Raw genomic sequence first — 25,325 nt, 5'->3', positions numbered from 1 at the left:
GACCTTTTCGATCGATAGACTTCCTTGCACAGCCATCCAATACTCTTGGGATGGATGTGAATACGGGGGGTAGCTCCGCTGAAGGGTCCGCGGACGTCGTCGTCGAACTGAGCGCGGCCGAGGCCGCGGCCGGCACCGCAAAGACGATCACGCCGCCGGACGGTACGCCTGTCACGATCTATTTCCCGCCGGGCGCCCAGGACGGCATGGTGCAAAATGTCGACGTGCCGTGGGCCGACCCGGCCACCGGCACGGAGGCGACGCGGACCGTGTCCGTGGCCATCCGGGTGCTTCCGGCGGGCCCGTTCCCGCAGTACGGAGCGACACCGGGTGCCGGCTACCCGCCACCGGGCTACCCGCCGCCCGGCTACGGCCAGCCCGGCTACGGCCAGCCCGGTTATCCCCCACCCGGCTTCGCCGCCCCGGCCGCGCCCCGGTTCGGCACCCGCGCCCGCATCATCGCGGGAGCCCTGGGCATCGTCGTCATCGGCGGCCTGTGCCTGGTGCCGACCCTGTTCCGAGGCAGCAACGCCGAGACCAAGGGCAACGGGACCACCACCACGACGGCCACGACCGCGGCCGACCCGACAGCGGAGGCCGTCGTCGCGGCGCCGCCGCTGGATCCGGCGTCGTTCCAGAGTGCGCTCGACGCGGCCGACAAGCAGCTCGCCGACGGCATCAACAAGCTGCGGCAGGCCACCACGCCCAAGGCGGTGTCAAGCGCCGCCGACGCCCTCGCCACGACGGTCAGCTCCCAGTCGTCCTCCCTGTCGGCGCTGACTCCGCCGGAGGGTGCCGGCACGGCGCATCGTGACCTCGTCGACGCGCTGTCGGCGCTCGAGGACGACATGACGGCGGTGTCCAGCTCCGCCGACAGCCGCAACGTCTGCACCGGCGGATCCGCGAGCGCCGAGCTCAGCCGGGCCGAGGGCGCCGCCGACCTGCGGACCGCGATCACGGCGCTGGCCGCCGCTGACCCGGCCGCGAAGTACCGGTTCGGGTCGTTCCTTCCGGGGCCGACCAAGGATCAGAACCGCCGTAAGCCCAACGGCAGCTACATCACCCGCACCACCGGCGGCAGCGGCCAGCTGAAGATCGACAACGGCAACAACGTCGACACCGTGGTCAACCTGGTGAAGGTGGGGTCCAAGAAGCCGGCCGTCTCGGTGTACGTGCGGGGCAGCAAGAAGGTCACGACCGGCCGCATCAAGGACGGCACCTACCAGGTGTACACCTCGTCGGGCGCCGACTGGGACGGCAAGCGGTTCGCCCGCAACTGCCAGTTCAGCAAGTTCGACTCGAACATGAAGTTCAAGACCACGTCCCGGCAGTTCACGATCTGGGAGATCGGCCTGAAGACGCGCCTCGGCGGCAACGCCTCCTCGTCCGAGGTGGACCCCGACACGTTCCCGAGCTGACAACCCCTAGGCAAAGGCATCAAAACGGCCCGGTCGTACGGCGAAAGCCGCGCGACCGGGCCGTTTCGCAGCCCGCGTCAGGCCGGCGTGGCGAAGACCTGGGTCCAGTACTGGGTACCCGAGGACGACTTGGCCAGGCCGACACCGATCTCCTCGAAGTTGCAGTTGAGGATGTTCGCCTTGTGCCCGGGGCTGTTCATCCAGCCGTCCATGACACTGGCCGCACTGGTGTAACCGGCGGCGACGTTCTCGCCCAGACCTCGCCACCGGTAGCCCGCGGCGGTCACCCGGTCACCCATGCTCGCTTCGCCGGGCAGCTGATGCGACATGGTGTTCTGCGCGGCCTGCAGCTCGGAGTGCTTCTGCGCCGCCGCCACCAGATGCGACTCGCTGCTGAGATTCGAGCAGCCGGCCTTCTGCCGTTCCGCGTTGACCAGCCGCAGCACCTCACCGGCGACCGAGGAGGAGCCGGAACCCCCGCCGCCGGACGGCCCCTGGGTCGTCCTGTTCGGCCGCGGGGCCGGTGCCGTGGTGCGCCGCTTCGCCGTGGACGCCGGACGGGACTGCGAACGGCTCGGCGTCGCGCTCGCCGACGGGGAGGCCGACGCCGACGCGGTAGCGGACGGCGACGCCGTGGCCGAGGCGGACGGCGCTCCGCTCACCGGCGTGCCGGTGGTGTCCGCATCCGTGGCGGGGTCGGCAGGGGCGGTGGTGTCGGGGGTGGTCGAGGCGAGACGGATCTCCCGGTCCCCGGAGGTGGCGCCCGCGACAATCACGGCCGAGCCGGTTCCGATCAACCCCAAGGCCCCGATGGCCGTCAGGATGTAGCGGGTCCGCCGGTTGGATGGGATGGGCACGAACTATTCACCTCGTCGACTCGTTGACAGCTGTCCCACTGGATCTTCCGGACAACGGAAGATCCAGCCGGTTCACTATTCATGCCCATCGCGGCGAAAGACCTGATCTAAGGAAGCCTTAAGGCTCGACTCAAGGAAACGTAACCGCCGCCGTCACGCCGACCACCGCCCGGCACCGGCCGACGGCCGGCGAACAGCGGCGCCCGGCAGTCAGCTCCGGGGGAGATCCAACGGCGGTCGGCCATCAGCGGCGGGCACCGGCGGCCACTGGCGCACAAGCGGAGGACGGCCGGCAGCGACGGGCAGGGCGACGGGCAGCAGCGCGGGTTGGGGCGGTGTTGAGCACCAGCTGAATGCCCTAGAAAACGTCAGGTAGGTGCATCAACCTGTCGCTCAACAACCAGGCGACAGGACAGCTGCCCTGCGGACCCACAGCAGGGTTAGCACAGGCGGACGGGGAGGCCTCGCCGTCCGCATGGCGGCATTCCAGGGCGACCGCCTACGCCGGGGCACCGGTAGTCATGGCGTGCCGACCCGGCCCGCAGCGCCGGCCACGGCGCGAGGAGCGGAAGCGGTGCGCAGCCGGGCGCGACTCCACCGTCATCAGCGCGCTGGTCACCGCCCGCAACGAAGCCCGCGCTACCGGAGGCCGGTTCGTGCTGATCAATCCCACCATGCCGGTACGGCGAATCCTGCAGATCACCGGCGTGCTGGAGGCTCTGGTCGCCGCACCGCCGCAGACCTGATAGCGGCACAGATGGTCGTTCGGCCGTGGGCGGTCAACTGGTGGGACTGTTGCGTCTCGGCATCGGCCGGAAGGTTGCGGTGGTGCCGGCGGCGTGCAGGTGCACGAACGCGCGGACCCGGGTGAGCAGCTCCTGGCTGGTGAAAGGCTTCTCGACGATGGTGACGCCGTCGGGCAGGGTGCCATTCTCGGTGAGCACAGGTTCGGCGTAGCCGGACATGTACAGCACCGGGATGCCGGGCCGGATGGCGCGGACACGGGCGGCGACCTCGTTGCCGGTCATCTTCGGCATGATCACGTCGGTGAGCAGCAGATGGATCCGGTCCGGATGGGTCTGGGCGAGATGGATGGCCTGCTCGCCGCCGCTGGCTGTCAGGACGTGATAGCCGGCGCGGGTCAGGATCCGTCCGGTGATCACCCGCAGATCGTCCTCGTCCTCGACCATCAGGATCGTCTCCTGCGGCGCGGCACCAACGGCCGGTTCAGCGGTCACCACGGGGTCGGAGCCGGTCTCGTCGAGGCGGGCGTCAACGGCGGGCAGGATGACGGTGACGGTGGTGCCGATGCCGTTCTCGGAGTACAGGCGCACGTCGCCGCCGGCGGCGGTGGCGATGCCGTAGACGGTAGCCAGCCCGAGGCCGGTGCCGGACCCTTTGGGTTTGGTGGTGTAGAAGGGTTCGAAGGCGCGTTCGATGACCTCCGGTGGCATGCCGCTGCCGGTGTCGCTGATCCGGATGCGCACATAGCGGCCCACCGGCAGGGGCGAGCTGATGAGGTCTTCGGCGCCGATCTCGGCGTTGCTGGTGTCGACCGACAGGGTGCCGCCGCCGGGCATCGCGTCGCGGGCGTTGACGGCGAGGTTGACCAGGATCTGCTCGACCTGCCCGGGGTCGGCGTGGACCGGCCACAGGTCCCGGTCCAGGGTGGTGACCAGATGGATGTGCTCGCCGATGGCGCGCCGCAGCATGGGCTCGACGTCGCCGATGACGTGGTTGAGGCTGAGCACCTCGGCCTGGGTGATGTCGCGCCGGCCGAAGGCGAGCAGCTGTTTGGTCAGCCGGGTGGCGCGTTCCGCGGCCCGGCTGATCTGGCCGCAGTCTTTGTCAGCGGCGGCCAGATCGGCGCGGTCCGCGGCCGGGTCTCTGAGGGTTTCGGAGATCATCTCGGCGTAGTTGCTGATCACGGCGAGAATGTTGTTGAAGTCGTGGGCCACGCCGCCGGCGAGCTGGCCGAGGCTCTCCAGCCGACGGGTGTGCTGCAGGCGGTGCTCGGCGGCGTCGCGTTCGGCCTGGGTGATCAGGCGTTCGCGTTCGGCCTGGGCGATCAGCCGGTCGGTGACGTCCCGGATCGCCGTGGTCACGATCATGCCCCGGTCGGTGGTCACCGAGGACAGGCTGATCTCGGCCGGGAACTCGCTGCCGTCCTTACGCACGGCGGCCAGCGCGGCGCCGGCGCCCATCGGGCGGATCCGCGGGTGGGCGAAGTAGCCGTCGCGTTTGTGCGGGTGCCCGCCGCGCAACCGCTCGGGGACCAGAATGTCGACGCTTTGGCCCACCAGTTCCTCGCGCCGGTAGCCGAACAGCCGTTCGGCCTGGGCGTTGATCAGGGTGATGGTGCCGTCGTGGGTGACGCCGATGATCGCGTCGGGGGCGGCTTCCAGCAGCCCCTCGAACATCGCCTCGGCGCGCTGGCGTTCGCTGATGTCCCGCGACACCGACGCCACCCCGGCGATACGGCCGTCATCGTCGGTGATCGGCGACAGGGTCAGTGACACGGTGATCACGGTGCCGTCCTTGCGGCGGCGTTTCACCTGCTGCTGGTCGATGCGCTCCCCGCCGGCGATACGGGCCATGAACTCCGCTTCGGTCTCCTCCTGCCCCGGCGGGAACAGCATGGAGGCGTGCCGGCCGATCACCTCGTCGCGGGTGTAGCCGTAGAGCCGTTCGGCACCTGCGTTCCAGCTGGTGATCAAACTGTCGAGGGACTTGCTGATGATCGCGTCGTGTGACGACTCCACGATCACCGCCAGCCGCTCCCGCTCCGCCAGCGCCTGCGCCCGCCCCGCCAGGGCCGCGGCCTGCACGGCCAGTTCGGTGAACGCGGCGACGTCGTCTTCGGCGAACAGGCTGCGGTAGCGGTCGAGCAGCAGCACCGCACCGGCGCCCTCCGCGCACGGCACCGGCGCCACGGTCACGTACCGGGTGTCGCTGGCCTGCGCGAACATCACCGCCACCGCCGGCGGGTGGGTCCATCCCGCCAGGGCGTCGATGGTGCCCGGCGCGGCCAGCATCTCGTCGAGGCCGTGGCGGGTGCACACCAGGTCACTGAGCGGCGCGTCGTCGCAGCCGGCCACCCGCACCGTCTGCCCGCCGGCCGGCATCAGCACCACCACGGCGTCGGTTGCGAGTATCTCGCGGGCGCCGCCGCAGTAGGTCCGCCACGTGCGGGCGGCCGGCTCGTCGGGCGGTGCGGCCAGCAGCCGGCGGGTCACCGCATACGCCGCCTCCTGCGCCCACTTGCGCCGTAGCCGGCCCGGCGGCACGAACGCCAGCAGATACAGCACCCCGGAGACCACGGCGAGCAGCCGGGACTCCACCCGGGCCACCGGACCGCCGGTGGAGACCAGCAACGCGACACCGAAGAGGCCGGTACCCGCCGCGGCACACCACAACCGGGCCCGCGCTGCCCCACCGTGACGGCGCGCGAGCGCCCCCAGCAGACACGCGGCCAACGTCTCCACCGCGAAGAACGCGATCACCGCCGGCCACAGCTGCGGCCGCGGCACCGGCCCCGCCGGCGAGACCAGGACCGGTATCGCGGTGACCAACCACGCCACCGCCGCCACCGGCAACCACCACGACGGGACCGGACGCAGCCGGCTCACCACCCGCAACGTGAACAACGGCTTCGCCAGCAGCAGCGCGATCGCCACGGCGGCCAGCGCCCGCGGCGGAGCGCCGGCCACCACGCGAACCACTCCCAGGACGAACAGCATCGCCACCGACGCGAACATCCACATCACGTCACGCAACATCGGATCACGGCGCCGCAGATACCTCCATGAGACCCACAGCAGGATCAGAACGAACAGCGACGTGACCAGAAGCAGCGCCATGGGATCCTCTGTCCCGCCGTGCACGAAGCCAGGCAATAGGGGCAATCACCTCCCACGCTATGCCCGAATATGTCGGTATCATTCTGAAAAACGAAGCGCTGCGCCTACAGCCTCCGCTATCGCGACAGCTAACCGGCTTCTGATCGAGGCCTTGCCGCCGGACATCTACCCGGCGCCCCGGTGGTCAGTTGGCTGGCGCTCAGCAGGCGGCAAACCGGGCGGTCGCAAGGCGGGGCGACGGACGGCGGCAGCGGCGCGCAAGGGCGGCGGGCACCAGCGCGGCTTGGGGGCGGCAAACCGGGCGACGGCAAGGCGGGGCGACGGACGACGGGCAGCGGCGGGCACGGGCGGGCACGGCTGGACCGCACAACACGACCACCCAAGACCCCGAGCGGACCAGGACTGACCGCGGACCACAACGGAACGCGGTCTGCGGACCCGCGACGGGGCCGGGTTCAGCCGCCGAGGACGACCAGTTCCGTGCGGCCGCTCGCGGTGCCGGTCTTCTGCACCATCATCACGTCCGGCTTGCGGTCACCGTTCCACTCGGTGATCAGCAGGTCGAGATGGGCGGAGACACCGGGTGCGGTGTCGGCCTGCGACTGCTGGCGCTGCAGGTTCGCGGCGCCGTCGAGGACCCGCAGCTGCGTCTTGCCGTCAGCGGTCAGTGACTTCTGGATCACCACGACGTCGGGCCGTTTGTCGCCGTTGAAGTCCGTGACGGCGACCCGATGATCGGCGTTCGCGGGTTCCGCGGTGACGATCACCGGCGCCAGGGCCCGCTGGAAGCCGGAGGCCCCGTCGAGGACCTGGACCTCCATCTTGCCGCCGGCCGTTCCGGACGTCTGGGTGACCACCAGGTCGGGGCGGTTGTCGCCGTTCCAGTCGGCCACGGCGAACTGGTGCCGCTCGTCGGTGGCGGCCAGCGCCGTACCGGTGCGGGCCAGCAGGACCTGCCGGAAGGATGACGCGCCGTCGAGGACGGTCACCTCGGTGCCGCCGCCGGCGGTGCCGGACCTCTGCACCACCAGCAGGTCGGGCCGGTTGTCGCCGTTCCAGTCGGTGACCGCGTACGCATACCGTTCGTCGGTCGGGCCGAGCGCCGTGCTCGTGGTCAGCAGCAGGCTCGAGAAGTTGGTGGCGCCGTCCATGATCCGGACCTCGGTGCTCCCGGTGGCCGTTTCGGTGCCCCGGACGAGGATCAGGTCGGGGTGCTTGTCGGCGTTCCAGTCGGCCAGCGCGAGCTCGTGCCGTCCGGTGAGGGCCCCCAGTTCGGTGCCCGCCATGATCAGCGCCTTCTGGTACGGGCCGGACGGTGCCGCCGGCTGCGCCGACGACGGTGCCGGGGCGGGAGCGGCCGGCATGGGTGCGGGAGTCGCCGCCCGGGCCCACAGCTGAGCGACGATGAGCTGGGCGTCGTGCACCTCGGGGGCGTACGCCAGGGGGTACGCCGAGCGTTGCACGCGCTGGCAGATCGCGCCGATGTCGCCGGTCATCCAGCTGTCGCCGGGGTGCTTGCGCAGCATCGAGTTGAGGAACGCGTTGGTGGCGTACTCCACGTCCACCAGCTGTGCGGGCCGTCCCCAGCCCTGTGAGGGCCGCTGCTGGAACAGGCCGACGCTGTCGTGGTCGTAGGCGACGGTGTGGTTGTTCAGGGTGCTCTCGGCGATTGCCGTGGTCACCGCGATGACGGCCGCACGCGGGCCGAGGCCGCGGGCCTGGACGGTGCTGACGATCGCGCGGGCGCAGGCGATGCTGCGGCCGTTGACCGACGAGCCGAGGCGGGGCCCGTTCATCGCCGGGCGCAGCTGCTCGGCGATCGCCCGGTCGGCCGGCGTCACCACGCCGGGGCCGCACGGGGCCAGCGGTGCGGCCGCGGCCCGGGCGGTGACCGGTGTGCCGGCCTGTGCCGAGGCGGCCGGATACAGCACCGCTGCCGCGATCGTCGCCACGGACAACACCCGCGGCGCGGTGCCACGCGTGATCGATGCGGTCGCTCGGCGCCGCTGCCGTGATCGTGCCTGTTTCGATGCCATGTAGTACCGGCCCCCCGCCGCCCATCTATGTGCTGCACCAATCTGCCACACATCCTCGTTCACCCGAAAGGGGTGACTCCCGTGCGAGGTGTCCGATTCGTGGGCGGCGGGGCGGGCCGGATCCGTCACACGCGGTAGACGGAGATCGTCTGGTGCAGTTCCCCTGCCATCCGGGCCAGTTCCTGGGCGGTCGACTGGGTCTCGGTGGCGCCGGTGGCGGTGGCGCCGGCCGACTGGGCCACGCCGATGATGTTCTCGGCGATGTCGCCGGCGCTGCCGGACGCCTCGGCGACGCTGCGGGCCATCTCGTTGGTGGTGGCGGTCTGCTCCTCCACGGCGGCGGCGATGGTGGCGGCGTAGTCGTTGATCCGGACGGTGACCTCGGCGATCTCCCCGATGGCCGAGACCGCGTGTTCGGTGTCCTGCTGGATCGCGCCGATGCGCCGGGTGATGTCGTCGGTGGCGCGGGCGGTCTCCTGCGCGAGGTCCTTGACCTCGGAGGCGACCACGGCGAAGCCCTTGCCCATCTCACCGGCGCGGGCGGCCTCGATGGTGGCGTTGAGGGCCAGGAGGTTCGTCTGCTCGGCGATCGCGGTGATCGTCTGGACGACGCTGGTGATCTCGGTGGAGGACCGGCCCAGGTTCGCAACGATCCCGTTGGTCCGCTTGGCGGTCTGGGCTGCCTGGGCGGAGACCGCGGCGGCCTGGGTGGCGCTGGTCGCGATCTCCCGGATCGCCACGCCCATCTCGTCGGCACCGGCCGCGACGGTCTCCACGTTGCGCGACACCTGCCCGGCGGCGTCGGACACGGTTCCGGCCTGCGCCGACGTCTCCTCGGCGGCTTGCGACATCTGCACCGACACGGCAGACAGTTCCTCGGAGGCAGCGGCGACGTGCTGGGCGTTCTCGGCGACCTGGCGAACCATGCCGGCCACGGCGGCGGTGGAGGTGTCCAGGGCCTGTGCCAGCACGCCGACCTCGTCCTTACCGGTCAGCCCGGTACGGGCGGTCAGGTCACCGTCGCGGATGGAGATCAGCACTTTGACGCACCGCGCCAGGGGCTTGGTGATCAGGCGGGCGATGCCCATCGCCGCGGTCACGCCCACCAGCAGCCCCGCGATAATCAGGGAGATGACCAGCGTACGAGCGTTGGTGTAAGCCTCCTGAGCCGCGGCCTTCTCTTCGTTCGCCTTGACGAGGGTCTGGTCCGCGAGGGTGTCCATGGCTTCGCGTGCCTGTGCGACCAGCGGGTTGATCCGCGCCTTGCGGATGGCCGTGATCTCGGCGTCCTTACCGTCCCGGCTCAGCGGCAGCAGCGTGCCGTTGAGCACCGACACGTACTCTGACCAGCTGGTGTCGAAGTCGGCGAGGGCGGCGACCCGGATCGGGCCGAGCGCGAATCCCTTGTACCGGGCCTCGGCGTCGGCGAGCGCCTTCAGGTCGGCGGTGATGGACTTCTCCGCCTCGGCCTTGGCTTCCGCCTCGTCGGAGAAGAAGTGGTTGAGCGAGTCGATCCGTACCCGGTTGAAGGCGTTGCGCATCTCGGCGATGGTCTCCAGCTGGAGACTGCCTTCGAACACGGCGTCGGTGCTGTTGTTGATCTCCGCCATCTCGACCACCGCGTACGACGACACCCCGGTGCCGATCGTGGCGACCACCAGCACCGCGGACAGGATCTTCGTGCTGACCCGCAGGTCGGAAAGGCGTCCCATGATTCCGCGCCGGTGTCCCGGTGCCTGTGACGGTGTCGACTCCATCAATCACTCCCCCGAATGGACGGCCCCCGAAAATTGGTGCGGACCGCGTCACAGGGCCAGTTCGTGTGCAAGTGGGGCGGACTGAGGGCCCGCCCGAACGGCACTGGGAATGCAACCGGGCTGTACCGGCTGAGCAGCAACGGGGTTCGCCTGCTGCTCAGCCGGTACAGCCCGGTTCACTGCCGGCGTGGCCGGCGGCGGTCGCTCAGTATCCGAAGATCATCCGATAGGCGACCTCGGGCAGGAACTGCCCGGCGCTGGACCCGGCGCCGACCCCGCAGTTGCCGTCGGACTCCCCCGGAGTCTTGAGCCACAGCAGCATCTCCGCGCCGCCGCCCATCTGGGTCGGGGTGCCGATCCGGCGCCCGGCGGGGTTGCACCACTGACCGTTGGACCCGTTGCCGTTGCGGCTGGTGTCGATCACGAAGGGTTTGCTGTACCCGAAGCGCCGCAGTTCGGTGGCGACCCGGTTGCCGTAGTTGGTGTTGTCCCCGGTGGGGAAGTAGTTCGACACGTTGAGTGCGAAACCGCGGGCACCCGATGCTCCGGCCATGTTGAGCCGCTGCGCCATGGTCGCGGCGTCCACCCATCCGGGGTTGCCGGCGTCCAGATAGGCCCATGTGTTGGGCGCCTTGGCCCGGAACTGGCCGACGGCGCGGGAGAGCATCCCCACGCGGTCGTTGATCTGCCCCTGGTTCATGCAGCTGAAGTCGCCGAGCGAGTCCGGTTCGAGAACCACCACGGCGGGCCGGTTGCCGATGGCAGCGGCGAAGGAGGAGATCCACGAGTCGTACGCGGCGACGCTGCCCGCTCCCCCGCCGGAGTGGCCGCCGCAGGCGTCCCGGCCGGGGATGTTGTAGGCCACTAGCAGCGGAAGTTTGTCGACGGCGTCGGCCGCTGCGACGTATCGGCCGACCGCGCCCGCGATGTCGCCGCTCCAGTTGCCGAACCAGCTGGCCATCGGCTTCTGCGCGATCGCGGTGCGGATGGCGGCGGCCCGCCCGTCACCGGGGTTGGCGGCGGCCCATGTCGCCGGGCTGGAGTTCGGATTGACGTAGAAGCCGCTGGTCTGGCTCACCGGGTCGGCATGGGCGGCCGGCGCGCCGAGCAGGACGGCGGGGATCACGAGGGCCAGGGCGGCGAGCACCCGGGAGCGGATCGGTCGTTTCATCGACGTGTCTCCTAGCGGGGGATGTACCGGTCGCGTGCCGGGCCGTCCGGAGCGGTGGGCACCGGACCGCCGAGCCGCACCGGCGGGGACGGGTGGCTGGGGACGGCCACGGAGAGGGTCGTGCTGTAACTGGAAGCGCTTCCAGTTACGTGGCATCCGCTTCTCTCGATCGATGCTCGGCACTGTGGTGCAAGTTGTCAAGGAGTTGGTCGATATGCCTGCGTCTAGCTCGGCCTCGACGCTGGGACCGCTTCCAGCGATATGCGTTGATCGGCTTCATACGATCGCCCGATCGGTACGATCAGCTCGCGGCTCGCCGCCGGGCCACCGCGACGGGCCCGTTTCCCGCACCGGACAGGAAGGACCCGGCCTCGCATGGCAGCGAACCCGCGGCGACAGCCCACGCTCGACGAGGTGGCGGAGCGAGCCGGGGTCTCACGCTCAGCGGCGTCCCGGGTGATCAACAAGGCGCCGCACGTCAGTCGCGCCACCCGCGAGGCCGTCGAGAAGGCCATCAAGGAGATGGGCTACCTGCCCAACCGTACGGCCCGCGCCCTGGCCACCCGGCAGACCGGGATCGTGGCACTCGCCATCTCCCACGACGATCCCGAGCTGTTCGCCGACCCGTTCTTCGCCCAGGTCATCGTCGGCGTGTCCACGGCGCTCGAGGAGACCGACCTGCACCTGCTGCTGTGCCTGGCCAGCTCCGGGCGGGGCCGGTCCCGGCTGACGAATCTGCTGCGCACGCGCGGTGTGGACGGCATCATGCTGATGGCCCTGCACGAGGGCGATCCGCTGACCCACATCGTGGAACAGGCCGGCCTCCCCGCGGTCTACGGCGGCCGGCCGCTGCATTTCGAACCACGCTGGTACGTCGACTCCGACAATCTCGGCGGAGCGCGGCTCGCCACCGAGCATCTCGTCCGGCTCGGCCGGACCCGGATCGCCACCATCACCGGCCAGATGTCCACCGAGGTGGGCAAGGTCCGGTACCGCGGTTACCACGAAGCGATGATCATCGCCGGCCTGACCCCGCACGGCACCGCGGAGGGCGACTTCACCGAGGCCGGCGGCGCCACGGCGATGCGGGCCCTGCTCGAATCCTGCCCCGATCTCGACGCCGTGTTCGCCGCCAGCGACAAGATGGCGGCCGGAGCCCTCCGGGTGCTGGCCGAGGCTGGGCGGGCGGTGCCGGCCGACGTGGCCGTGGTGGGCTTCGACGATCTGGGCATCGCCGAACGCACCGATCCACCGCTGACCACCGTGCACCAGTCGATCCAGTCCCTGGGCCGGGAGATGGCCCGCATGCTCGTCGCGGTGATCGCGGGACAGGAACCCGCGTCGCTCATCCTGCCGACGAGACTCGTACGGCGCGGGTCGGCCTGACCCCGCCCGGATGACCGGGTTCAGGATGAACTCGTACGGCGCGGGTCCGTCTGACCCCGCCCGGATGGCCGGGTTCAGCTGGAGCTCCCCGTTCGGGTCCGCTAAAGTTGCGTCGATTTGAATGTCGATCTGGCGGTCGGGTACAGACCCGCCGTGGCTCCGAAGGGCTCCATCGCCGGCGGCGTACGGTGTGGCCGGCCTTCGAGATCGGTGGCGGCGACGGCGGGGAGGTGAGTTGCTGGTATGAGTACCCTGACGGCCCATTTCGACCTGCCGTTGGACAGCACGGCCCCCGGGAGGGCACGCAGCGCGGTGACAGCGGTGCTCGGCGGATGGGGGATGCGGGATCGTGCGTGCTGGACGACGCGGCCGTCGTGGTCAGCGAACTGGTCTCCAATGCCGTCCGGCACGGCGGCAGCGAGATCGTCGTCGCGGTCGAGTCCCACGCCGGGCAGATCACCGTGTCCGTCGCCGACGGTTCCTCGGTGGTGCCCCGGCCCCGCGATCCCGACGGTACCTGCGGTCTGGGACTGCGGCTCATCGAGTCGCTGACTGTCCGGTGGTACGTGCAGTCGCACGAGGGAGGCAAGCGGGTCTGCGCCGAACTGTGGCCCGTCCCCGGTAGCCGCGACGGCGGCAGCGACGGCACCAACGCGACAGGATCCAGCCGGACGGAGGCAGCATGAAGATCACCACAAGCCACGACGGCGACCGTGTCACGCGTCTCGTCGTGACCGGCGACCTGGACATGGCAACCGTGCCGGGACTCGACGAGGCGGTCGCGGCGGCCCTCACCGGCAACCGCCCCCACCGGCTGGTCATCGATCTGGCGGGGCTCGACTTCTGCGACTCGGCCGGGATCCACGCTCTGACGCGCGCCCGGGACAGCGCTCAGCGGCGGGCGGCCGGCTTCGTGGTGACCAACCCCACCGGGATCACCCGACGGACCTTGGAAATCAGTGGCCTGCTCGACTTGCTGACCACCGTCAGCGGGGCCCCGGAGAACTGAGCGGCGGGTTCAGTGCGTACGTGATCGCTTGCGGCACGGTGTCGAACGCGGTGAACAACGCGTCGAGGCGGGCCGCGCTCAGAACCGACACGAAGAACGGTGACGCCGCCGCCAGCAGAAGGTCACCGCCGTGCCGGCGTGCCGACTCCCGGGCCGCGATCAGCACGCCGAGGCCGACGGAGTCGACGGCGTCGGCACCCCGCAGGTCCACAATGACCCAGGCGGACACGGCGAGTGCGGTCTCCAGCGTCGTACGCATCCGGGTCGCCGTGGACAGATCCAGGTCCCCGACGACCCGGACCACCGACGCGCCGGTCATGGTGTGCAGCAGGATCTCGGTTCCGCACGCGCTGGCGTCGTGCTCCTCCACCGCCGGAACCACGTTCATGGTCATCGCGCACCGCCTTCTCACGATCGTCCTGAGACAAGTTTGCCCTTGCCCGATGGCGGTAATCCCACACACACATGACAAAAGCATGTCGATGCCACCGCGCCGGCCGATCAGCCGCCGGATGTGCGGCATCCGTTCTCGGGCCGGCCCGGCATGCCCGCCCGGGGGCGCGGTCGATCCCGTACCGCCGGAAGCGGATTCCGGACGATTAGAGCGGTCGTTGCGGGGCATCCGCCCTGCCATGACGAAGCCGAGTGAACCCGCCGTCCGTGGCACCCTGGTGATCGACGAACTCCATCGCGTGGGCTGTGAGCTCCGTGAGCGTGGCTACGAGTTCACCACGACCACACCGGCCACGCACGCCCGGGTGAACCGGCGGCCGGGCAACGCCGAAGCTCTGGACCTGCGAGGTGTGTTCGGGTGGAGCCGGCCGTTCCGGCCGGAGCTGCTGCCGCCGGAGATCCTGGAGCCGCTGCGGGCCGCCGATGCCGTCGAGACCACCGGTCCGTTGTGGCGCAGCCGGGTGCGATTCTCGTCGTACGACGGTGAGCTGTTCGTCCATTCGGCCTTCCCCACCGACGCCGCCGACTCGGTGTTCTTCGGTCCGGACACGTACCGCATGGCCGATGCCGCCGTCGCGCACGTCGAAGGCCGGACCGCGTCGCCGGCCCGGGTGGTCGACGTCGGCTGCGGGACCGGGGCCGGAGCGATCGCGATCGCCAAGCGGGCGCCCCGGGCGGAGGTCCTGGCCGTCGACATCAACGACACGGCCCTGCGCTGCACCGAGGTCAACGCCCGTCTCGCCGGGGTCGGCAACGTCTCGCCCCGGCGCAGCGACCTGCTCGGCGCGATCGACGGCGACCTCGATCTGATCATCTCCAATCCGCCGTTCATGATCGATCCGGCGGGCCGGACCTACCGCGACGGCGGCGGGCCGGACGGACACGACCTGTCCCTGCGGCTGATCGACGCCGCCGCCGAACGGTTGTCGCCGGGCGGTGCGCTGGTGCTGTTCAGCGGCACCGGCATCATCGACGGCCGGGACCCGCTGCGCGCCGCGGTCGCCGAGCGTCTCTCGCCGACCGACCTGACCTGGACCTATCGAGAGGTGGATCCGGACGTCTACGGCGAGGAGCTCGACGGTCCCGCGTACGAGCGGGCCGAGCGCATCGCCGTGGTCGTGCTGACCGCCACGCGCCCGCGGTGAGGACCGTCGGGGTCGAGGAGGAGTTCCTGCTGCTCGATCCGCGGACCGGGGTGAATCTGCCGGTCGCGGAGACCGTCGTCGCCGGGCTGCCGGAGGCGATGCGGGAGCGTAGCCGCCGGGAGTTCCGGCCCAGCATGCTGGAGATGGTCACCGGTGTCTGCACCGGCACCGAGGAGCTGGCGCAGCAGTTGCGCGACGGGCGACGGGCCGCCGCTCAGGCGGCCCGGACGGCGGGGGCGGTACTGGTCGCGGTCGGTGCCACCCCGGTCGCGGAACCCGACCCGGTGCCGGCCGACGACGAGCGGTTCCACGCGATCGAGGCCCACTACGGGCCGATCGCGCGGGACCCCGCCCTGTGCGGCTGTCACATCCACGTCGGCGTCGCGGATCCGGCCGCGGCGGTGCGGGTCTGCACCCGGTTACGTGCCGATCTGCCGCTGCTGCAGGCCCTCGCCTCGAACTCGCCGCTGTCGCAGGGCGCCGACACCGGGTACGCCAGCTGGCGGTGCGTTCAGCTGCGCCGCTGGCCGACGGTCGGGCCCTGGCCGCACGTGGACACGGCCGCCGAGGCCGCGCAGACGATCGCCGCGCTGGTCGCGGCCAGCGAGATGATGGACGAGTCGATGGTCCTGTGGTGGGCGCGGCCGTCGCGTACGTTCCCGACCGTCGAGGTCCGGGTCACCGACGTCTGCCTCGATCCGGCCGACGCCGTGCTCCTCGCGGCGCTTACCCGGGCCATGGTGGACACCGCGGTGGACACGCCCGCACCGCCGGTCTCCGACATCCTGCTGAACGCGGCCCACGGCAACGCCGCCCGCATCGGGATGAGCGGCACCCTGCTGGATCCGCGGACCGGCCGGGCCCAGCCAGCCTGGGATCTGGTCGGTGAGCTGGTCGACCGGGTGACACCGGCCCTGAAACGCCATGACGACCTGGAGACGGTCACCGCCGGGCTGCACCGGATTCACCGGGACGGCACCGGCTCCGACCGGCAACGCCGGCTACTGGCGCAGGGCCTGCTCATCCCGCCGATGCTGGCGTCGCTGGCGCTGTGAGCCGCTCGCGCAGCGAGGAACCGCCGGCCTGCCACGAGTCGAGCACCGCCTGCGCCCACTCGTTGTCGACGGCCAGCGCGCACCGGGCGCCCCACAGCACCTGTCCGGCGAGTTCCGGCTCGTTGCCGGCGAACGTGCCGCACAGGTCGTTGGCGGCGATCTGCTCGTGCACGGCGTCTGCCTCGACGTGCTCGTCGTAGAACGCGGTCGCGCTCGCGTCTCCGCCGAGGCGGCGCAGGCCGTTGCCGTACGCGCGGTTCGGCAGGGACGACGTCATCTCGTAGGCCGCCAGGTGACCGAGGATCGCGCCGCGGCGGGCCCGGTGCAGGGCGAAGAACGACATCAGGTTGTTGACGGCCAGGGTGGCCGCCGGAACCGTGTCGACGTAGGCGCCGTAGGTCAGGTCCAGGTCGAACCACGTCATCGTCTGCTTGAACAGCTCCTGATGCATGCGCCCGGTGATGCCCCCGCCGTACTCGTCGAGCTGGATCTCGATCAGTGCGGCCTTGGCACGACCGCCGATCCGGGGGATCGCATAGGTGTGCGGGTCCGCCTCCCGCAGGTGGTAGATCGAGCGGTGCGTGACGAACTCGCGGAACTGCTCGTACGTGGCGCGACCGCGCAGATACCCGGACAGTGACGGGCCGTCGTCGGCGGCGACGATGTCGGCAAGCGCGTGCGGCACCGTCGCCGGGTCGGCGGGGGCCACCGGTCCGACCAGGTCGTGCAGACCGGCTTCGAAGCGCCGCTCCAGGCCGGCCCGGACGCGCAGCAGGTCCGGATGCCACTCCCAGTCGTCGTCGACACCGTCCCAGCCCCGGTACGCCAGCTCGTAGCAGACGAACAGCGACAGCTGCAGGTCCTCGTCGCCATCCGGTTCGACCTCGGCGATGTGGGACGCGCCGCCACCGAGAGCATCGACGAGCGCGCTGGACAGGGAACCTCGCGAGGACGGCAGTTTCATGTTGCGGCGAATTCCCGTTTGCCGCTCCGCGAAACGGAGATTCACATGACCATGACGTCGATCATCACTCCGTACGAGGACGGCCCGCTGATCGTGCGCGGGGACTTCGAACTGCGCACCCCGGACGGCAAACCGATCGATCCGGCGCGCGGCACGATCGCCCTGTGCCGCTGCGGCAAGTCAGCGGTGAAGCCGTTCTGCGACGGCACGCACAAGACGTTCCGGTTCAAGGCCGGAACCGGACGTGACACCCCGTCACCGCGCACCGGGGACACCGACGGGGCGTGACGCGGCGCCCTCGACGGACGGTAGCCGCCCCGGGGCGCGCTGGACGGTCGTGATCGCCTCGGTGATCCGGTCGTCCAAGGCGGCACCGGCGTCCGGGGTGCCGACGAGCCCGCCGAGCAGCTCCCGGGCGAAGCGCCCGGCGATCTCCTCGACGCTCTGCGGGCCGTCCGGGTGGTACCAGGTCCAGGCGTAGTTGCACATGCCAAAGATGTGGAAGGCGGTCATGCGCGGGTCGGTGGTCTGCAGTACGCCGCGCTGCGCGCCGTCCCGCAGGATGTCGACGACGATCTGGGTGTAGTCGACGCGCTGTTTGCGGACGAAGTCGTGCAGTTCGCCCTCGAAGTAGCGGATCAGTTCGCGCAGGCAGGCCAGGCTGGCGGCCCGGTCGTCGCGGTGGGCGGCGAGCAGGGCGTAAATCATCGCGACGAGGCGGGCGACCGGGTCCTCGAGTTCGGCGAGGATGAACCGGGCCTCGGCGAAGCGCCGCGCGAAGTACGCCTCGTGCAGTTCGCCGAGCAGCGCTTCCTTGCTGCGGAAGTGGTGGACGATGGTGCCCTTGCTCAGTCCGAGCTCGCCCGCGATGTCGCCGAGGCTGGTGTCGGCGTAGCCGTGCCGGGCGACGTGTTCGGCGAACACTCGCAGGATTGCGTCGCGGGAGCTTGCGCGTGCGGGCCGGCCGGTCACCCGCCCACTATACGAAGATCACCGCGGCTTCCACCATAACCTTGTTGACCGTACGTGCGGTCAGTTATGGTCCCAGCGAGCGCTAGGTCGGGAGGTACCGCTGTGAGCGGATACGGCGTCACACCACTGCCCGGGTTGCCGGCCCGGGTCACGATCTGCGAGGTCGGACCCCGCGACGGCCTGCAGAACGAGGCGCTGCCACTGCCCGTGGAGGTCAAGGCCGAGTTCGTCGAACGGCTCGTGGACGCCGGTCACACCGTCGTCGAGACGACGAGCTTCGTACACCCGAAATGGGTCCCTCAGCTGGCCGACGCCGAGCAGCTGCTGCAACGGCTCACGTTCACCGACGGCGTTCGCTATCCGGTGCTCGTGCCCAACGAGCGCGGCCTGGACCGGGCCCTCGCCCTCGGGGTCCGCGACATCGCGGTGTTCGCCAGCGCCACCGAGACGTTTGCCCGGCGCAACCTGAACCGGACCGTCGACGAGTCGCTGGCCATGTTCGCGCCCGTCGTCGAGCGGGCCCGTCGCGAGGGCCTGCACGTCCGAGCGTACCTCTCCATGTGTTTCGGTGACCCCTGGGAGGGCGAGGTTCCGGTCCGGCAGGTGGTCGGCGTGGCGCGGCACCTGATGGCGATGGGGTGCACCGAACTCAGTCTCGGCGACACCATCGGCGTGGCCACCCCGGGGCGGGTGGGCACACTGCTGGACGCGCTGACCGCCGCCGGCATCGGCATGCCGGCCGTCGCGGTGCACTTCCACGACACGTACGGGCAGGCCCTCGCCAACACTCTCGCCGCCCTCCAGCGTGGGGTGACGACCGTGGACGCGTCGGCGGGCGGCCTCGGCGGCTGCCCGTACGCCAAGAGCGCCACCGGCAACCTCGCCACCGAGGACCTGCTCTGGCAGCTTGCCGGACTGGGCATCGAAACCGGTGTCGACCTGGGCAAACTGGTCGAGACCAGCGTCTGGATGGCCGAGCGGCTGGGCCGTCCCAGCCCCTCGCGCACCGTCACCGCGCTCGCCGGAACAGGCACCGGCACCGGCACCGGCACCGAGAAGGAGAACCGATGACGGCACATCCGGTCCTGGGCACGCGTGCCGACCAGGGCAGTGAGCAGTTCGCCCGCAACGCCGAGGCCCATCGCACCCTGGTCGCCGACCTGAACGCCGAGCTGGCCACAGCCCGGCTCGGCGGGCCGGAGAAGTCACGCATCCGGCATGTCGAACGCGGCAAACTGCTCCCCCGCGACCGGGTCGACACCCTGCTCGACCCGTCGTCGCCGTTCCTGGAGCTGTCCCCGCTGGCGGCGCACGGCCTCTACGACGGCCAGGCGCCCGCGGCCGGCATGGTCACCGGGATCGGCCGGGTCGCCGGGCGCGAGTGCGTGATCGTGGCCAACGACGCGACCGTCAAGGGCGGCACGTATTACCCGATGACGGTCAAGAAGCATCTGCGGGCACAGGAGGTGGCCCTGCAGAACCGGCTGCCCTGCATCTACCTGGTCGACTCCGGTGGGGCGTTCCTGCCGAAACAGGACGAGGTGTTCCCGGACCGCGACCACTTCGGGCGGATCTTCTACAACCAGGCGCAACTGTCCGCGCGGCGGATCCCGCAGATCGCGGCGGTGCTCGGCTCCTGCACCGCGGGGGGCGCCTACGTTCCGGCCATGTCCGACGAGGCCGTCATCGTCCGCGAGCAGGGCACCATCTTCCTGGGCGGTCCGCCGCTGGTGAAGGCCGCCACCGGCGAGGTCGTCACTGCCGAGCAGCTGGGCGGCGGCGACCTGCACGCGCGGACGTCCGGAGTCGTCGACCACCTGGCCGACGACGACGCCGACGCGCTGCGCATCGTCCGGTCGATCGTCTCCACCTTCGGCCCGCGGACCACGGCGCCGTGGCAGCGCGTGCCGGTCGAGGAGCCGGTCGTCGACCCGGCCGAGTTGTACGGCGCGGTGCCGACCGATCCGCGGATCCCCTACGACGTCCGCGAGGTCATCGCCCGCGTCGTCGACGGCTCCCGGTTCGGCGAGTTCAAGCCCGATTACGGGACCACGCTGGTGACCGGGTTCGCGCACATCCACGGCCACCCGGTCGGGATCGTGGCCAACAACGGGGTGCTGTTCTCCGAGTCGGCCATGAAGGGCGCGCACTTCATCGAGCTGTGCGACCAGCGCGGCATCCCCCTGGTGTTCCTGCAGAACATCACCGGGTTCATGGTCGGGCGCGAGTACGAGGCCGGTGGCATCGCCAAGCACGGCGCCAAACTGGTCACCGCCGTCGCCACGACCCGGGTGCCGAAACTGACCGTGGTGATCGGCGGCTCGTTCGGCGCCGGCAACTATGCGATGTGCGGACGGGCGTACTCGCCTCGCCTGCTGTTCATGTGGCCCAACGCGCGGATCTCGGTGATGGGTGGTGAACAGGCCGCCACCGTGCTGGGCACGGTCGGTTCCGGTGCCGACCCGGACGCGATCCGCGCCCAGTACGAGACCCAGGGCCACCCGTACTACTCCACCGCACGGCTCTGGGACGACGGCGTCATCGACCCGGCCGACACCCGTAGCGTGCTCGGCCTGTCCCTGTCCGTCGCCGCCAACGCGCCCCTCGCCGAACCGGCGTTCGGCGTCTTCCGGATGTGAGGGCCATGTTCTCCACCGTTCTCGTCGCCAACCGCGGAGAGATCGCCGTCCGCGTCATCCGCACGCTGCGGCGCCTCGGGATCCGCTCGGTCGCGGTGTACTCCGACGCCGACCGGGACGCCCCGCACGTCACCGCCGCCGACATCGCGGTACGCATCGGGCCGGCGCCCGCCGCCCAGTCGTACCTGAAGATCGACGCCATCATCGCCGCCGCCCGTGACACCGGCGCCCAGGCCGTCCACCCCGGCTACGGCTTCCTGTCCGAGAACACCGCCTTCGCCGCCGCCTGCGAGGCCGCCGGCCTGACCTTCATCGGACCGCCGGCCGCCGCCATCGACGCGATGGGCGACAAGATCCGCGCCAAGCAGACCGTCGCCAAGGCCGGCGTGCCGGTGGTGCCCGGCTCCGACGGCACCGGGCTGTCCGACGACGAGCTCACCGCCGCGATCGCCGGGATCGGCTATCCAGTCCTGCTCAAACCGTCGGCCGGCGGCGGCGGCAAGGGCATGCGCGAGGTGCACCGGCCCGACGACCTGCCGGCCGCTCTGGCCAGTGCCCGGCGGGAGGCCCGCGGCTCGTTCGGCGACGACACGCTGCTGGCCGAGCGACTCATCACCACGCCACGGCACATCGAGATCCAGGTGCTCGCCGACCGGCACGGCAACGTCACCCACCTCGGCGAACGTGAGTGCTCACTGCAGCGGCGGCATCAGAAGATCGTCGAGGAGGCTCCGTCACCGCTGCTCACCGAGGCACAGCGGCAGGCCATGGGTGCGGCCGCCTGCGACGCCGCCCGCTCCTGCGGCTACGTCGGCGCCGGGACCGTGGAGTTCATCGTGGCCGGGGACCGCCCCGACGACTGGTACTTCATGGAGATGAACACCCGCCTGCAGGTCGAGCACCCGGTCACCGAGCAGGTGTACGGCGTGGACCTGGTCGAGGCACAGCTGCGGATCGCCGCCGGCGAGGTGGCTCCCTGGCCCGGCGAGCTCCGCCCCGACGGCCACGCGATCGAGGTACGGGTGTACGCCGAGGACCCTGCCGCGGGTTTCCTGCCGACCGGCGGCCGGATCCTGGCACTGCGCGAGCCGGCCGGCGTCCGCGTCGACTCCGGTGTCGCCGAGGGCGGTGTCGTCGGCTCCGACTACGACCCGATGCTCGCCAAGATCATCGCGCACGGCCGGGACCGCGCCGAGGCCCTGCACCGCCTCGACGCCGCGCTCGCCGGCACGGTACTGCTCGGGCTCGGCACCAACATCGGCTTCCTGCGGGCGCTGCTGTCCGACCCGGACGTACGGGCCGGCAACCTCGACACCGGGCTGGTCGGCCGCCGCCTCGACGACCTCACCGGCACCGGACTGCCCGACGACGTGCTCGGCTTCGCCACCGGCCTGGCCATGCTCGACCTCGAACCGGCCGCGCCGGCGCTCGCCGACCCGTTCGACCTCCCCGGCGGGTGGCGCCTCGGCGACCGGGCCTGGACCACCCGGCGGATCAGCGCCGCCGGCGGCGAACCGATCGAGATCCGTTACCGGGGCCGGGCCGCCGACGCCGAGATCACCATCGACGGACGGCCGCCGGTCCGCATCGCCACCGCACCCGGCGGCCGGCACACCCACGACGGTGTCACCCGCACCTACGCGTACGCCCGTGACCCCGGCGGTGTGCTGTGGATCGGACGCGACGGGCACACCTGGGCGCTGCAGGACCATGAGGCGCTGGACAGCACCGCCACGGCCACCGGTGGCGCGGGCGGGCCGATCCTGTCGCCGATGCCGGGCACGGTCACGGTCGTCGCCGTCGCCGAGGGCGACCGGGTCACGGCCGGCCAGACGGTTGCCGTGGTGGAGGCGATGAAGATGGAACACGCCCTCACCGCCACGGTCGACGGCACGGTCACCGAGTTGCGGGCACGGGTCGGCGCGGCGGTCGCCAAGGACGCCGTCATCCTGGTCATCGAGCCGGCCGCCACCGACGCCGGATGACGCCCGCATCCCGGGCCGGTCCCGGCCGGCCTGTTCACAGCGCGCGCAGGTAGTCGCGGACGCTACAGCCGTCCCCCGGCTCGGCGATCAGGCCGACGTAGCCGTCCGGGCGTACCAGGACCAGGGTGTCCGCGCCGTAGGCGTGCGCTGCATGGCCGCCATGGTCGTGCAGGCCGCCCGGCCCGACCTCCCAGGAGCCGACGATCGCGGGATCCACACCGTCAAGCGATGGAACACTGTGTTCACCGATGCCGAGCAGGGTGAATCGCGGACCGCGGAACAGATCGAAGAGGCGGATCGGCGCGCCGGCGGCGTCATACAGCGGCGCGTCCGGCGCCCGGTCCCCCGGCTGAACCCGGGCGGACCGGCCGGCCTGGCGGGACAGCCGGCTCCACGGATACCGGAGCGCCAACTGGGTCAACTCGGGCGAGGCCACCGCGTCGAGACCACCACCCTTCTCCTTGACGGCGTCGAGGACCGCGGCGAGCCGCTCCGAGGTGATGTCCAGCAGCCAGCTCGCGATCGGGAGCCGCTCCTCGTCATACGTGTCCAGCAGCGCCGGGGCGGCCTTCCCCGCAACCACCAGCCCGAGCTTCCAGCCCAGGTTGTACGCGTCCTGGATCCCGCTGTTCATTCCCAGCCCACCGGCGATCGGATGCACGTGGGCCGCGTCCCCGGCGAGGAACACCCGGTCCACCCGGAGCCGGTCGACCATCCGGACATTGACGCGGTACGTCGAGCACCACGCCAGCTCGTGCAATCGCACACCCGGCAGCCCCGCCACACGATCGAAGGTCTGCCGGAACCGCTCCAGGGTCGGTTCGAGCGGCGCACCGTCCACGTCGAGTTCGGGGGACGCCTGTATCTGGAACACGTCGGTGCCCGGCAGCGGGCACAGCATGACGACCCGTCGTTGGTGAACCACTGATGCCAGGCGTCGCGGCCGAGCCCCTCGACCCGGACGTCACCGACGGCCATGACCTGCATGTCCGGTGTCTCGCCCCGCATCGGCAGGCCGAGCGCCTTGCGGACGGTGCTCCGGCCACCGTCGCAGCCGACCAGGTACCGGGCCCGGATCCGCTCCTCACCGACCGTCGTGGTCACTCCATCGGCGTCCTGCTGGAAGTCGCGCAGCTCGGCGCCCCGTTCGACGGTGACGCCGAGGGCTTCCAGCCGCTCGCGCAGGATCTGCTCCACCCGCCACTGCGGGATCATCAGGGCCGCGGGGTACGGGACGTCCGGCGTGGGCAGCTGACCGGCCTGCGGATCGACCTCGGCGATCACCTCGGTCCCCTGGTACTTGCGGTGCCGGAGGTGGCTGACACCGGACGCCAGGATCCGGCCGGCGACCCCCAGATCGTCCAGCACCTCCTGACTGCGTGGGCTCAGTCCCTTCCCCCGGGAGCCGGTGGGGAACTCCGGCACCCGGTCGACGATCCGCGCCGCCACGCCACGACGGGCGAGCTCGCAGGCCAGCGTGAGGCCGGTCGGGCCGGCACCGGCCACGAGGACATCCGTGGAAGCCTCGGCACCTCCGGCCGCCGGCTTCACCGGAAATCGACGATGTCGCCGGTGAGCGGGTACTGCCCGGTCCGGTCCGGTGCGGACGGGGCGGCCACCCGTACCGGCGCCTCCGGTTCGCCGTCCAGCCCGGTGATCCGGTTCTGGAGCCGGAAGTGGTCGAACGTGTACGGAACACTGTCGCCGGCCACGCCCAACGGCAGGTTCGGGCTGTCGACCACGTGGAAATGCAGGTGCGCCTCGGTCGAGTTGCCACTGTTGCCGACCAGGCCGATCGTCTGCCCACGGGTGAGCCGGTCCCCCGGCCGGACCCGCAGGCTGCCGCTCTGCATGTGGGCGTACAGCGCGTACGCCCCGCCGCCGAGGTCCTGGATCACGAAGTTGCCGGTCAGGTTTCCGGGTCCGGTGCGGGGCGGTAGCTTCTGCGGCGTGTTCGCGGGCACGCCCTCCCGGACCGCCAGCACCCGGCCGTCGGCCACCGCCGTGACGCCGTCGCCGAAGATGAAGTAGCTCTCGTTACGGTCCTGGTCACCGGCGTAACTGGCCACACCGCCGTTGGTCCGGACGAAGTCGATCGCGTACCGCTGGGCCGCGAACGTGCTGCCGCCGAGTTCCATGACGGCCAGGCGGTGCACGAACGGCGGGCGGCAGCATCCGTACACGGCGTATCCGTTGCCCCGCAGCGGAGGGCTGAGGCGCAGGGGTTCACGCCGGTCGACCTCCGTCGCAGCGCCACGCACGGTCCGGTCGGCGGTTCCGGACACATCGAAGCGGTGGATCAGCCGGGCCGGCACCCGGGCACCGGCCGCCACCGTGACATCGAGCAGCAGCGAACCGGACCCGCCGGGTGCCAGCACCCGGCTGAACGTGCGGGCCTCGGGGTCCAGCAGGACTCGTTCGATCGCGACCAGTCTCCGGTACGCGCCCGACCGGGCTGCTCCAGACCGAACCGGTGCACATTGCGACATCGTGGCTCCCCCGCTGCTGGACTTCGAGCGTCGGCTCGAGGAAGGGCCGGCGTGTTGCCCACCAACTCCTTGAAGCCAGTGCCTGATGCTGCTACCTGCCCTCCTCCTTCACACACTGTTCGGCAGATC

The 25,325-nt window shown here is 71.0% G+C and carries 22 protein-coding genes and 1 pseudogene; 12 read left to right on the top strand and 11 right to left on the bottom strand.

The window, feature by feature from the left end; genetic code table 11:
- Window positions 1-50: 50 nt before the first annotated feature.
- Window positions 51-1,418: a hypothetical protein gene (locus AB0G04_RS37700; protein WP_360993295.1), complete on the top strand. Its 1,368-nt coding sequence runs from the start codon at window positions 51-53 to the stop codon at window positions 1,416-1,418.
- A 77-nt stretch (window positions 1,419-1,495) separates the two neighbouring features.
- Here AB0G04_RS37700 and AB0G04_RS37695 read toward each other — a convergent pair whose 3' ends face one another.
- A complete protein-coding gene (locus AB0G04_RS37695; protein ID WP_360993293.1) occupies window positions 1,496-1,864 on the bottom strand; it encodes a CAP domain-containing protein in 369 nt (122 codons plus the stop codon).
- Between AB0G04_RS37695 and AB0G04_RS37690 the strand changes: the two genes are divergently transcribed.
- Both AB0G04_RS37690 and AB0G04_RS37685 read left to right on the top strand, forming a co-directional pair.
- On the top strand, window positions 1,848-2,246 hold the full coding sequence (locus AB0G04_RS37690; RefSeq protein WP_360993290.1) for a hypothetical protein: 399 nt from the start codon (window positions 1,848-1,850) through the stop codon (window positions 2,244-2,246). The two genes, AB0G04_RS37695 and AB0G04_RS37690, sit on opposite strands and share 17 nt — an antisense overlap.
- A gap of 550 nt (window positions 2,247-2,796) precedes the next feature.
- Window positions 2,797-3,021, top strand: coding sequence for an STAS domain-containing protein (locus AB0G04_RS37685; RefSeq protein WP_360993288.1), 225 nt, complete (start codon window positions 2,797-2,799; stop codon window positions 3,019-3,021).
- A gap of 33 nt (window positions 3,022-3,054) precedes the next feature.
- Here AB0G04_RS37685 and AB0G04_RS37680 read toward each other — a convergent pair whose 3' ends face one another.
- The 4 genes from AB0G04_RS37680 to AB0G04_RS37665 all read right to left on the bottom strand — a co-directional run bounded on the left by AB0G04_RS37680 (window position 3,055) and on the right by AB0G04_RS37665 (window position 11,099).
- Complete coding sequence (locus tag AB0G04_RS37680; protein ID WP_360993285.1) at window positions 3,055-6,135, bottom strand: PAS domain S-box protein; 3,081 nt, start codon at window positions 6,133-6,135, stop codon at window positions 3,055-3,057.
- A gap of 455 nt (window positions 6,136-6,590) precedes the next feature.
- Complete coding sequence (locus AB0G04_RS37675) at window positions 6,591-8,087, bottom strand: VCBS repeat-containing protein (protein WP_360993282.1); 1,497 nt, start codon at window positions 8,085-8,087, stop codon at window positions 6,591-6,593.
- Window positions 8,088-8,296: 209 nt separating this feature from the next.
- Window positions 8,297-9,928 (bottom strand): methyl-accepting chemotaxis protein, encoded by a 1,632-nt coding sequence (locus tag AB0G04_RS37670; RefSeq protein ID WP_360993280.1) that lies wholly within the window; start codon window positions 9,926-9,928, stop codon window positions 8,297-8,299.
- A gap of 205 nt (window positions 9,929-10,133) precedes the next feature.
- The gene (locus AB0G04_RS37665; RefSeq protein ID WP_360993277.1) at window positions 10,134-11,099 is read right to left on the bottom strand and encodes a glycoside hydrolase family 6 protein; all 966 of its coding nucleotides are present in this window, start codon (window positions 11,097-11,099) and stop codon (window positions 10,134-10,136) included.
- A 375-nt stretch (window positions 11,100-11,474) separates the two neighbouring features.
- Between AB0G04_RS37665 and AB0G04_RS37660 the strand changes: the two genes are divergently transcribed.
- The 3 genes from AB0G04_RS37660 to AB0G04_RS37650 all read left to right on the top strand — a co-directional run bounded on the left by AB0G04_RS37660 (window position 11,475) and on the right by AB0G04_RS37650 (window position 13,494).
- A complete protein-coding gene (locus AB0G04_RS37660) occupies window positions 11,475-12,485 on the top strand; it encodes a LacI family DNA-binding transcriptional regulator (RefSeq protein ID WP_360993274.1) in 1,011 nt (336 codons plus the stop codon).
- A gap of 353 nt (window positions 12,486-12,838) precedes the next feature.
- A complete protein-coding gene (locus AB0G04_RS37655; RefSeq protein ID WP_360993271.1) occupies window positions 12,839-13,171 on the top strand; it encodes an ATP-binding protein in 333 nt (110 codons plus the stop codon).
- Window positions 13,168-13,494: an STAS domain-containing protein gene (locus tag AB0G04_RS37650; RefSeq protein ID WP_360993268.1), complete on the top strand. Its 327-nt coding sequence runs from the start codon at window positions 13,168-13,170 to the stop codon at window positions 13,492-13,494. The genes AB0G04_RS37655 and AB0G04_RS37650 overlap by 4 nt, the downstream gene beginning before the upstream one ends.
- Here AB0G04_RS37650 and AB0G04_RS37645 read toward each other — a convergent pair.
- Window positions 13,472-13,888 carry an STAS domain-containing protein gene (locus AB0G04_RS37645; protein ID WP_360993265.1) on the bottom strand — a complete coding sequence of 139 codons (417 nt, stop codon included), beginning with the start codon at window positions 13,886-13,888 and terminating at the stop codon, window positions 13,472-13,474. The two genes, AB0G04_RS37650 and AB0G04_RS37645, sit on opposite strands and share 23 nt — an antisense overlap.
- A gap of 238 nt (window positions 13,889-14,126) precedes the next feature.
- On the opposite strand from AB0G04_RS37645, the gene AB0G04_RS37640 reads away from it, so the two are divergent.
- Together AB0G04_RS37640 and AB0G04_RS37635 are read left to right on the top strand one after the other, a co-directional pair.
- Window positions 14,127-15,092, top strand: coding sequence for a class I SAM-dependent methyltransferase (locus AB0G04_RS37640; RefSeq protein WP_360993262.1), 966 nt, complete (start codon window positions 14,127-14,129; stop codon window positions 15,090-15,092).
- Window positions 15,089-16,147, top strand: coding sequence for a glutamate--cysteine ligase (locus AB0G04_RS37635; protein WP_360993260.1), 1,059 nt, complete (start codon window positions 15,089-15,091; stop codon window positions 16,145-16,147). Before AB0G04_RS37640 ends, AB0G04_RS37635 begins: the two co-directional genes overlap by 4 nt.
- Here AB0G04_RS37635 and AB0G04_RS37630 read toward each other — a convergent pair.
- On the bottom strand, window positions 16,113-17,111 hold the full coding sequence (locus tag AB0G04_RS37630) for an iron-containing redox enzyme family protein (RefSeq protein WP_360993257.1): 999 nt from the start codon (window positions 17,109-17,111) through the stop codon (window positions 16,113-16,115). The genes AB0G04_RS37635 and AB0G04_RS37630 overlap by 35 nt on opposite strands.
- Before the next feature lie 51 nt (window positions 17,112-17,162).
- Here AB0G04_RS37630 and AB0G04_RS37625 point away from each other — a divergent pair, with 51 nt between their 5' ends.
- Window positions 17,163-17,399, top strand: a complete 237-nt coding sequence (locus AB0G04_RS37625; protein ID WP_360993330.1) for a CDGSH iron-sulfur domain-containing protein — start codon at window positions 17,163-17,165, stop codon at window positions 17,397-17,399.
- On the opposite strand, the gene AB0G04_RS37620 is transcribed toward AB0G04_RS37625, so the two are convergent.
- On the bottom strand, window positions 17,367-18,083 hold the full coding sequence (locus AB0G04_RS37620; protein ID WP_360993254.1) for a TetR/AcrR family transcriptional regulator: 717 nt from the start codon (window positions 18,081-18,083) through the stop codon (window positions 17,367-17,369). The two genes, AB0G04_RS37625 and AB0G04_RS37620, sit on opposite strands and share 33 nt — an antisense overlap.
- 102 nt (window positions 18,084-18,185) lie before the next feature.
- Between AB0G04_RS37620 and AB0G04_RS37615 the strand changes: the two genes are divergently transcribed.
- The 3 genes from AB0G04_RS37615 to AB0G04_RS37605 are packed head-to-tail and all read left to right on the top strand — an operon-like array spanning window position 18,186 to window position 22,707.
- Window positions 18,186-19,154: a hydroxymethylglutaryl-CoA lyase gene (locus tag AB0G04_RS37615; protein ID WP_360993252.1), complete on the top strand. Its 969-nt coding sequence runs from the start codon at window positions 18,186-18,188 to the stop codon at window positions 19,152-19,154.
- Window positions 19,151-20,722: a carboxyl transferase domain-containing protein gene (locus tag AB0G04_RS37610; RefSeq protein WP_360993249.1), complete on the top strand. Its 1,572-nt coding sequence runs from the start codon at window positions 19,151-19,153 to the stop codon at window positions 20,720-20,722. The genes AB0G04_RS37615 and AB0G04_RS37610 overlap by 4 nt, the downstream gene beginning before the upstream one ends.
- Window positions 20,723-20,727: 5 nt before the next feature.
- The gene (locus tag AB0G04_RS37605) at window positions 20,728-22,707 is read left to right on the top strand and encodes a biotin carboxylase N-terminal domain-containing protein (protein WP_360993246.1); all 1,980 of its coding nucleotides are present in this window, start codon (window positions 20,728-20,730) and stop codon (window positions 22,705-22,707) included.
- Window positions 22,708-22,741: 34 nt separating this feature from the next.
- Here AB0G04_RS37605 and AB0G04_RS37600 read toward each other — a convergent pair whose 3' ends face one another.
- The 3 genes and pseudogenes from AB0G04_RS37600 to AB0G04_RS37590 all read right to left on the bottom strand — a co-directional run bounded on the left by AB0G04_RS37600 (window position 22,742) and on the right by AB0G04_RS37590 (window position 25,196).
- Window positions 22,742-23,143: a hypothetical protein gene (locus AB0G04_RS37600; RefSeq protein WP_360993328.1), complete on the bottom strand. Its 402-nt coding sequence runs from the start codon at window positions 23,141-23,143 to the stop codon at window positions 22,742-22,744.
- A 126-nt stretch (window positions 23,144-23,269) separates the two neighbouring features.
- Window positions 23,270-24,213, bottom strand: a pseudogene (locus AB0G04_RS37595) (FAD-dependent monooxygenase); the annotation flags it as partial.
- Window positions 24,214-24,254: 41 nt separating this feature from the next.
- Window positions 24,255-25,196 (bottom strand): M23 family metallopeptidase, encoded by a 942-nt coding sequence (locus AB0G04_RS37590; RefSeq protein ID WP_360993244.1) that lies wholly within the window; start codon window positions 25,194-25,196, stop codon window positions 24,255-24,257.
- Between the last annotated feature and the right edge of the window lie 129 nt (window positions 25,197-25,325).

The sequence above is a fragment of the Actinoplanes sp. NPDC023801 genome, from assembly GCF_040639655.1.
Lineage (GTDB): Bacteria > Actinomycetota > Actinomycetes > Mycobacteriales > Micromonosporaceae > Actinoplanes.
The sequence above is the reverse complement of the archived record's forward strand: the minus strand, read 5'-3'. Positions and strand labels throughout refer to the sequence as shown.